At 71.2% G+C, this 7,483-nt stretch carries 10 protein-coding genes; all 10 read right to left on the reverse strand.

Annotated features, from left to right (window positions below; genetic code table 11):
* Positions 1-36: 36 nt before the first annotated feature.
* On the reverse strand, positions 37-891 hold the full coding sequence (gene mutM, locus NBX02_RS18620) for a bifunctional DNA-formamidopyrimidine glycosylase/DNA-(apurinic or apyrimidinic site) lyase (protein ID WP_250285095.1): 855 nt from the start codon (positions 889-891) through the stop codon (positions 37-39).
* An 80-nt stretch (positions 892-971) separates the two neighbouring features.
* A complete protein-coding gene (rnc, locus tag NBX02_RS18625; protein ID WP_250285093.1) occupies positions 972-1,790 on the reverse strand; it encodes a ribonuclease III in 819 nt (272 codons plus the stop codon).
* Complete coding sequence (locus NBX02_RS18630) at positions 1,787-2,869, reverse strand: phosphate starvation-inducible protein PhoH (RefSeq protein ID WP_250285092.1); 1,083 nt, start codon at positions 2,867-2,869, stop codon at positions 1,787-1,789. Before NBX02_RS18630 ends, rnc begins: the two co-directional genes overlap by 4 nt.
* A gap of 6 nt (positions 2,870-2,875) precedes the next feature.
* The gene (gene rpmF / locus NBX02_RS18635; RefSeq protein WP_013874845.1) at positions 2,876-3,046 is read right to left on the reverse strand and encodes a 50S ribosomal protein L32; all 171 of its coding nucleotides are present in this window, start codon (positions 3,044-3,046) and stop codon (positions 2,876-2,878) included.
* Positions 3,046-3,660, reverse strand: a complete 615-nt coding sequence (locus NBX02_RS18640; protein WP_250285091.1) for a YceD family protein — start codon at positions 3,658-3,660, stop codon at positions 3,046-3,048. The genes rpmF and NBX02_RS18640 overlap by 1 nt, the downstream gene beginning before the upstream one ends.
* A gap of 493 nt (positions 3,661-4,153) precedes the next feature.
* The gene (locus NBX02_RS18645) at positions 4,154-4,552 is read right to left on the reverse strand and encodes an ATP-binding protein (protein ID WP_250292415.1); all 399 of its coding nucleotides are present in this window, start codon (positions 4,550-4,552) and stop codon (positions 4,154-4,156) included.
* A gap of 116 nt (positions 4,553-4,668) precedes the next feature.
* Positions 4,669-5,490 (reverse strand): MEDS domain-containing protein, encoded by an 822-nt coding sequence (locus NBX02_RS18650; protein WP_250285089.1) that lies wholly within the window; start codon positions 5,488-5,490, stop codon positions 4,669-4,671.
* A 171-nt stretch (positions 5,491-5,661) separates the two neighbouring features.
* The gene (gene coaD / locus NBX02_RS18655) at positions 5,662-6,138 is read right to left on the reverse strand and encodes a pantetheine-phosphate adenylyltransferase (RefSeq protein WP_250285088.1); all 477 of its coding nucleotides are present in this window, start codon (positions 6,136-6,138) and stop codon (positions 5,662-5,664) included.
* Positions 6,135-6,692, reverse strand: coding sequence for a 16S rRNA (guanine(966)-N(2))-methyltransferase RsmD (rsmD, locus tag NBX02_RS18660; protein WP_250285087.1), 558 nt, complete (start codon positions 6,690-6,692; stop codon positions 6,135-6,137). Before rsmD ends, coaD begins: the two co-directional genes overlap by 4 nt.
* Before the next feature lie 148 nt (positions 6,693-6,840).
* On the reverse strand, positions 6,841-7,483 hold a 643-nt coding region (locus NBX02_RS18665; RefSeq protein WP_445548522.1), incomplete at its 5' end, for a helicase-related protein.

Below are 7,483 nucleotides of genomic sequence, written 5' to 3' on the forward strand. Positions count from 1 at the left end.
GCGCCTACCAGTGCGCCGCGCCGGGCGGAGCCCGGCCTACCAGTGTGCTTTTCGCGGGCGTGGCTGGCAGCGCGGACAGGTGAAACTGGACCGGTTCATGAAAGCGTCCCGGCGGATCGGGGTCTCGCATCGCGTACAGGGCAGCCCTGCCCGCCCGTAGACCGCGAGCGAACGGTCGAACAGCCCGCTCTCACCGTTGACCGACACGTAGAGCGCGTCGAAAGAGGTGCCACCGGCCTGTAGGGCCTCGAGCAGGACCTCGCGCACCGCTTGCAGCAACCGGTTGAGTTCGCCGCGGGTCAACGTCCCGGTCGGACGCGCATAGTGCAGACCCGCTCGCCACAGTGATTCGTCCGCGTAGATGTTACCAATCCCGCTGGCGAGCGTCTGGTCCAGCAGCGCCCGTTTTATCCCGGTCCGGCGGTGGCGCACAGCCGCGACGAAGCCGGCGTCGGAGAACTCCGGGTCGAGGGGGTCCCGGGCGATGTGCACGATCGGCGCGGGCACGCCCGCGTCGGTCGGGACGACCGCCAGCCCCCCGAAGGTGCGCTGGTCGACGAACCGCAGCTGACGGCCGGCGTCGGTGAAGGTAAAACGCACCCGCAGGTGCGTCTCGTCGGGCTTCTCCGTGGCGACCACCAGCAGCTGGCCGCTCATCCCGAGATGACCCAGCAGCGCGGCCCCGCCGTCGAGGGCCAGCCACAGGTACTTGCCCCGGCGGCAGGCAGCCTCGATCGTGCGGCCGGCGAGCACGGCGGCGAAGTCGGCAGCGCCGGCGGCATGCCGCCGGACCGCCCGGGGATGGGCGACCGCCACCGTGGCGATCGTCCGGCCGGGCAGCGTCCGCTCAAGGCCGCGGCGGACCACCTCGACCTCGGGCAGCTCAGGCATCAGGCAGCTCAGGCATCATCGGGCGGCTCAGGCATCAGGCATACGGGATCGGACAGGCGGGAATCAGGCACGGCCGCCGGTCAGCCGTTGCCCGTGCCCACCGCCGCCTCGGAATGGCCATGGGCGCTCTCGGACGCGGCGTCAGCGGTGGCCCCGGCGGTGTCGGGTGCCACCTGGCCGGGAGCTTCGGCCTCGTCCTCCAGCGCCTGGAAGGCGGCGGCGGCGGCCCGCTGCTCGGCCTCCTTCTTGCTGCCCCCGTCGCCGTGACCGAGCACCCGGCCGGCCACGACGGCCCGGGCGGTGAACCGCTTGGCGTGGTCCGGCCCGAACTCGTCCACCTCGTACTCGGGGGGGCCGAGCAGCAGGCTGGCGGTACGCTCCTGCAACGACGTCTTCCAGTCCAGCCCGGCGCCCCGGCCGGCGGCGACGTCGAGCAACGGGTCGAACAGCCGGTGGACGAACTCGGAGGCGCTCTCCAGACCGGACGACAGGTAGACCGCGCCGATCAGCGCCTCCAGGGTGTCCGCGAGGATGCTGGCCTTGTCCCGCCCGCCGGTGGTCTCCTCGCCGCGGCCGAGCAGCAGGTAGGGGCCGATGCCCTTCTCCCCCAGTGTGCGGGCGACCTCGGCCAGGGCCCGCATGTTGACCACGGACGCGCGCTGTTTGGCCAGCTGCCCCTCGGGCAGGTCGGGATGGCGGTTGAACAGGGCGTCGGTGACGATCAGGCTGAGCACCGAGTCCCCGAGGAACTCCAGCCGCTCGTTGGTCGGCAGGCCGCCCTGCTCGTAGGCGTACGAACGGTGCGTGAGCGCCAGCTCCAGCCGGTCGACGTCGACCGGCACGCCGAGCGCGGCCCGCAGGCCGTCCCGGGGCATCGGCGGAGGCAGGCCGCGGGTCATGACGGCAGCCCGGCCCGGCTGCGGCGGCGGGTGACGAGACCGGCCAGGGCCGCCCGCTGGCACAGCACCCATCCGGAGCGGTCCGCGGCGGACGCCTGCGCGGCCGCCCGCGCGATCGCTCCCGCGATACCCGGACCGGCCGCGCCGGGACCAGGCCCGCCGCCCGCGACGATCACGATCCCGTCGACGCCAACCACGAATGCTCCCTCCTGCGGATACCACCCCGACAGCGCCGGTGACGGCTGGTCGACCGACTTCGCCACCGCCCGCAACCACGAGACCACAACAGCTCCGGTCGAACCGTCGCAGACGACGACATCGACCTGTCCGCCGGCCACCACCGTGGCGGCGTCGACGGCACCGACGAAGTCGAGCTCCAGCCCGGTGAGGAAGTCACCGAACTCGCCGTCGCCGGACCCGTCGGACGCGCTGGCGCCCGGGCCCCCGGCATACGGTTCGCCGGCGCCTGGCCGACCGGTACCCGGTCCGCCGGCGCCAAAGCGTGCTCCGGGGCGACGGACCGGCCCCGCCACCAGCCGGCCGACCCGGGGGCGCGCTACGCCCAGACAGGCCGTCGCGTAGGCCGCGCCGACGATCGCGTGCTGGACGAGCTGGTCGGCCCCGGTGCCGCCGCCGGGGACCGCGCCCGCGTCCAGCAGGACCGTCGGGCTCGACCGGGAGCCGAGCAGCACGGCGAGGGCCTGCCGGGTCGCCCCCGGCACCGGCCCGAGGGTGAACGAGGCGGCGGCCACGAGCGCTTCGGGCGGACCGGCGGAGACGACCGCGTCCGCCACGCCGTCCCTGATCAGCCGGGTCGCGACACGGACCGTGGCATCCCGCCTCGAGCGGACCTCACGGGCCGCGTCCTGGCCAGGACCGATCAGATGGGGCGCTTCGGCCAGCCGTAACCGGCCACCGACGGCGAGCCCGCGCTCGGCCGACAGCCGTTCGGCAACCGCGGCCGGGCCGACGATGCTGACCAGCAGCGACTCGTCGGCGTCCAGCGCGCTACCGATGCCGTCGACGACCGCGTCCGGCGCGCCGTCACCACCGAGCAGATCGACCGCGACGTGTGTCACATCAACTTAGACGTCGAGGACCTGTCGATCGTTGTAACGACCGCACGTCGGGCAGACCGTGTGCGGACGGGTCACGTGGCCGCGGGGGCACTTCGTGAGGGCCGGGGCCTGCGTCTTCCACTGGGCCCGCCGGGAACGGGTGTTGCTGCGCGAGGTCCGGCGCTTCGGGACGGCCACTAGTCCTTCTCCTTGCTCTCTGCGTGGGTGTTGCTCGCTGCGTGGGTGTGCTCATTCGGTGACAGGTTCTCGGCCAGTGGCGGCAGCGCCGCCCACCTGGGATCGGCCCGGGCATGCTCGTGATCGACGTCGGGATCGTCCAGCCGGCCGCCGCAGTCGGCACACAGGCCGGCGCAGTCCGGCCGGCAGCAGGGGGACAGCGGCAGGCTGAGCACCAGCGCGTCGCGCAGCACCGGCTCGAGATCGAGATGGTCGTTCACGACCTGGAAGGAGTCGTCCTCGGGGTCCTCGGGGGCCCGGTCCGGGTAGTAGAACAGCTCGCGGAGACCGACCGTGGTGTCGTCCTCGATCGGGTCGAGGCAGCGCGCGCACTCGCCGGTCAGCGGCGTGAACGCCGTGCCGCTGACGAGCACGCCCTCCATCACGGCTTCCAGGCGCAGATCCAGGTCGATGGGCGCGCCCACCGGGACGTGGATCATCTCGGTGCCCAGCTCCGCCGGAGCGGGCACCCGCGTCACGACGCGCTTCATCGATCCCGCCCGGCGGCCCAGCTCACGGATGTCGAGCACGAGCGGGCCCCGAGGGGCCCGGCGGCGGGATGGCGGCGCGGTCATGGAGGAGGTGCCTGTCGTTGCCACGGATACTGGATTCACAACTCTCGCTGTCACAGGCGGCCGACCGCGGGACGGTGACGCGCTCGTGACCTGTGACTCGTCGGTCAATGGGTTGGTGCCCGGGAATCCAGGTACCGGAGACCACCCTATCCGATCGTCTCGCGAAATCCGCTCACCGTCACCCCGGACGGACCAGGGACCGGCTGTGGCACGCCCACCGGCCTCGGGCCGCCAGCCGGCGGGCGGTCCCCGACAGCCACATCATCCCCGACAGGCCACATCAATGCCCCGTCAATGCCCGGGGCCGGCACGCCCGGGCATCCGGACGGCCCGCGCCCGTCGCCCGCCCGCATGTCACGAAGCGTCGCAATGGCCGCCTCAAGCGCAATGGCCGCCTCAGGGAGACAGATGGAGATCCACGGTGAGCGGCAGGCCATGGCCGGTGGTGGACCAGGGCCATACGCCCTGGCCCAGCGCGAGTGACACCAGCCGTTCAGGGCAGGGGCTGCTCGGCCCAGACGGTCTTGCCGGTGGAGGTATGGCGGACGCCCCAGCTCCGCGAGAGCTGGGCGACGAGGAACAGGCCCCGCCCGCCCTCGTCGCAGCCACGGATCCGATGCGGACGGGGGGAGCCACGGCCGCCGTCGGAGACCTCGCAGATGAGGGCGTGCTCCCGGATCAGGCGCACCGTGATGGGAGCGGCACCGTGACAGACCGCATTGGTGACCAGCTCGCTGACCAGCAGCTCGGTGGTGAACACCGCTTCTTCCAAGCCCCACGCGTACAACTGCCGGGAAACCCCGGCCCGGACCGCGGCGACAACAGCGGGGTCGAGGGGCAGCTCCCAGGTGACGAGCTGCTCCACGGTCGGGGCGTGGGGGTAGGGGGTCACCGGCGTGGCATAGGCCGCATCCGCGGCCGCCTGGCCCGGCAACCGCTACCGGAACAACCGTGGGCACACGTTCCGGGCCGGAATGATCGTTCTGCTACTGGCATTCGCGGATCACATCACACCTTGGTCAGGGCCATCCACGGGATCGATTCCGCGCCGAGGATACGTAGCACGTACGCCTGACGGGTACTGCAACGGATCTCCAGCCGCCCGCCCGGCGGCATTCCGGCCGCCAGCCTGATGATCAGCCCGGCACCATGGGCGTCCAGGAAGGAAAGATCCGTCAGGTCCAGGAGCAGGCGGTCCCCGAACCGGGCGAACGCCCGCTCAAGACCACTGATGAACTGCTCGCGGGTAGATAGATCAACTTCTCCGGCCAGCCTCAGGCCGGAGCCGGTATCCTCGATATCCAGGGATCCGATGCCTTCGAGCACCGTCATGGGGTGGACGCCGTCCATGCGGTCCAGCAGTTCCCTGCTGAAACGCTTCCGGTCGTAGCAGCAGATCACGCTGCACCGCGGATCGGTGAACAAGACCTTGAGCTCATGTTCATAGGCGACAAGCTGGTCGAGATCCATGTCGGGATCCAGCGCCCAGGCCATGTCGGCGCAGGCCCGGAATCCCGGGTACTCCTGCTGGTACGACAGCTCGATCTGCTCCCGGTACCGCTGGATCTGGCCCTCGATGGAGAACCGGGCAGGCGGCAGGTATACCGCTTCGGTGCTCTCGATGTTCAGCTGGCCGCGCTCCCATGCCGGCTCCACCGGCGGGCCACAGGAGTCCAGCCGGGCGAAGATCTCGCTCTTCGAGATGCCGGGACCGGTGACGAGCAGCACCTTCTCGCCCTTGGCGAGCCCCCACTGGCTGTAGGCGGCCAGCGCGCTCCAGCACGCGTCGTCGTCGTCGAAGTTCAGGCATGCATGGTCGCCAAGCCCCATCCGTCCTATGGACACGGCCCGGCGCGGACCAGCACCAGTACTCTGCGTAGACACTCCAAATACAGTTATGACGCCAACCAGTCAAGGATTCACGGTCCGACGACGCTTGTCAAAGGGGGCCCCAGGCCCCGCGGGCACGGCCCCGGGCGGAACGCCGCCCGGGGCCGTGCTTCAGCGGGCGAGACGTTCGCGCAACTGCTTGAGCACCACGTCGGGGACCAGGCCGGACACGTCCCCACCGTAGGTGGCGACCTCCTTGACCAGGCTGGACGACAGAAACGCATACTGCGGATTCGTACTCATAAAGAGGGTTTCGACGCCCGCGAGTGAATGGTTCATCTGCGCCATCTGCAGCTCGTAGTCGAAGTCGCTGACCGCGCGCAGGCCCTTGACGATGGCCTGAATGCCGCGGGCCCGGCAGAAGTCGACGAGCAGGCCATGGGACGACTCGACCACCACGTTGGAATGATCCCGGGCCACCTCACGGATCAGCTCTATCCGCTCCTCCACGGTGAAAAGGTTGGCCTTGTTCTTGTTGATGAGCACGGCTACGACGACCTCGTCGAAGAGCCGACTGGCGCGGACGATGATATCCAGATGACCATTGGTGATCGGGTCGAACGAACCTGGACAGGCAGCCCTTCTCATGATCCAGAACCGTACCAGAGCACCCCCTCACCATACGCGCGATTGCGAATCGTAATGAGTCCGTCCGGCCAGGCCGGCGGGCCGCTGCGGCGCGAGCGCTCCACGACACACACCCCGTCCGGATGCAGCCAGGCACCGGCGATCAGCCCGGCGAGCACGCTGGTCAACGCACTGTCCGGCAGCGCATACGGAGGATCCAGGAACACCGCGTCGAACGCGCACTCCGGCATGATTTCCACCACATGTTGGACCGGCTGCGAAAGGATCTCCACACCGGTGAACCCGAGCGCCGCCGCATTCGCGCGCAGGGTGCGGACCGCCGCCGCCGACCGGTCGACGAACAGGGCGTGGGACGCCCCGCGGGACAACGCCTCGAACCCGACCGCGCCGCTGCCGGCGTAGAGATCGGCGAACCGCGCGCCGCGCAGCTCGACCAGCGAGGCGAGCGTGTTGAACAGCCCCTCCCGCGCCCGGTCGGAGGTCGGGCGGGTCCCGCCGCCCGGCGGCACCCGAACCGGGCGCCCACGCGCGTCCCCGCCGATTATCCTGGTCATTTCCTGTCTTCGCCCCGTCGTTTTTCCTTGTTTTTCTCCGGATTTCCGGTGGCCGGGCGCGCCGGTCGCCGGCACGCGGCCCACCGGCCCCGGCCCACGCCCCGGTCATCCCTCCCCCGGCCCGTCATCCCTTTTCCGGACAGGCGGCTCATCCCTTTTCCAGATAGGCGGCGGCCGTCTCGTCGAGAGTGGCGGCGAGCGCCGCGGCCAGCGCCGGATGCGCCGCCAGCTGCGGATCGGCACCGACGAGCGCGCTCGCCTCGCCCCGCGCGGAGCGGATCAGCTCCTCGTCCTTGAGCAGCTCCAACAGGCGCAGGGAACGCCGGCCGCCGGACTGGGCCGCCCCCAGCACATCGCCCTCGCGTCGCTGCGCGAGGTCGAGACGGGCGAGCTCGGCCCCGTCGGAGGTGGCCGCCACCGCGGCCAGCCGTTCCCAGGCGGGCGAGCCCTCCTGCGCGTCGGTGTACAGCAGGCACCAGCCGGGCGCGCCGCCGCGGCCGACCCGGCCGCGCAGCTGGTGCAGCTGGGAGACACCGAAACGGTCGGCGTCCATCACAACCATCACGGTCGCGTTCGGCACGTCGACCCCGACCTCGATCACCGTGGTGGCCACGAGGACGTCCAGCTCCCCCGCGGCGAACCTGGTCATGGTCTCTTCCTTCTCGTCCGGGGGCAGCCGGCCGTGCAGTGTGGCGACCCGCAGCCCGGCGAGCTCGCCCGCCCGCAGACCGGGGAGCACGTCGAGAACACCCGCGCCCGGCCGGCGGGCGGCCGCCGACGCGTCCCGCGGC

Origin of the sequence: Protofrankia sp. CiP1_Cm_nod1 (genome assembly GCF_920888515.1) — a bacterium.
Lineage (GTDB): Bacteria > Actinomycetota > Actinomycetes > Frankiales > Frankiaceae > Protofrankia.

What these genes read in the sequence shown, in the direction of transcription:
- mutM (WP_250285095.1), bottom strand. Translation starts at nt 891, where the DNA reads ATGCCTGAGCTGCCCGAGGTCGAGGTGGTCCGCCGCGGCCTTGAGCGG.
- rnc (WP_250285093.1), bottom strand. Translation starts at nt 1,790, where the DNA reads ATGACCCGCGGCCTGCCTCCGCCGATGCCCCGGGACGGCCTGCGGGCC.
- NBX02_RS18650 (WP_250285089.1), bottom strand. Translation starts at nt 5,490, where the DNA reads ATGGGGCTTGGCGACCATGCATGCCTGAACTTCGACGACGACGACGCG.
- rsmD (WP_250285087.1), bottom strand. Translation starts at nt 6,692, where the DNA reads ATGACCAGGATAATCGGCGGGGACGCGCGTGGGCGCCCGGTTCGGGTG.
- coaD (WP_250285088.1), bottom strand. Translation starts at nt 6,138, where the DNA reads ATGAGAAGGGCTGCCTGTCCAGGTTCGTTCGACCCGATCACCAATGGT.
- NBX02_RS18640 (WP_250285091.1), bottom strand. Translation starts at nt 3,660, where the DNA reads ATGACCGCGCCGCCATCCCGCCGCCGGGCCCCTCGGGGCCCGCTCGTG.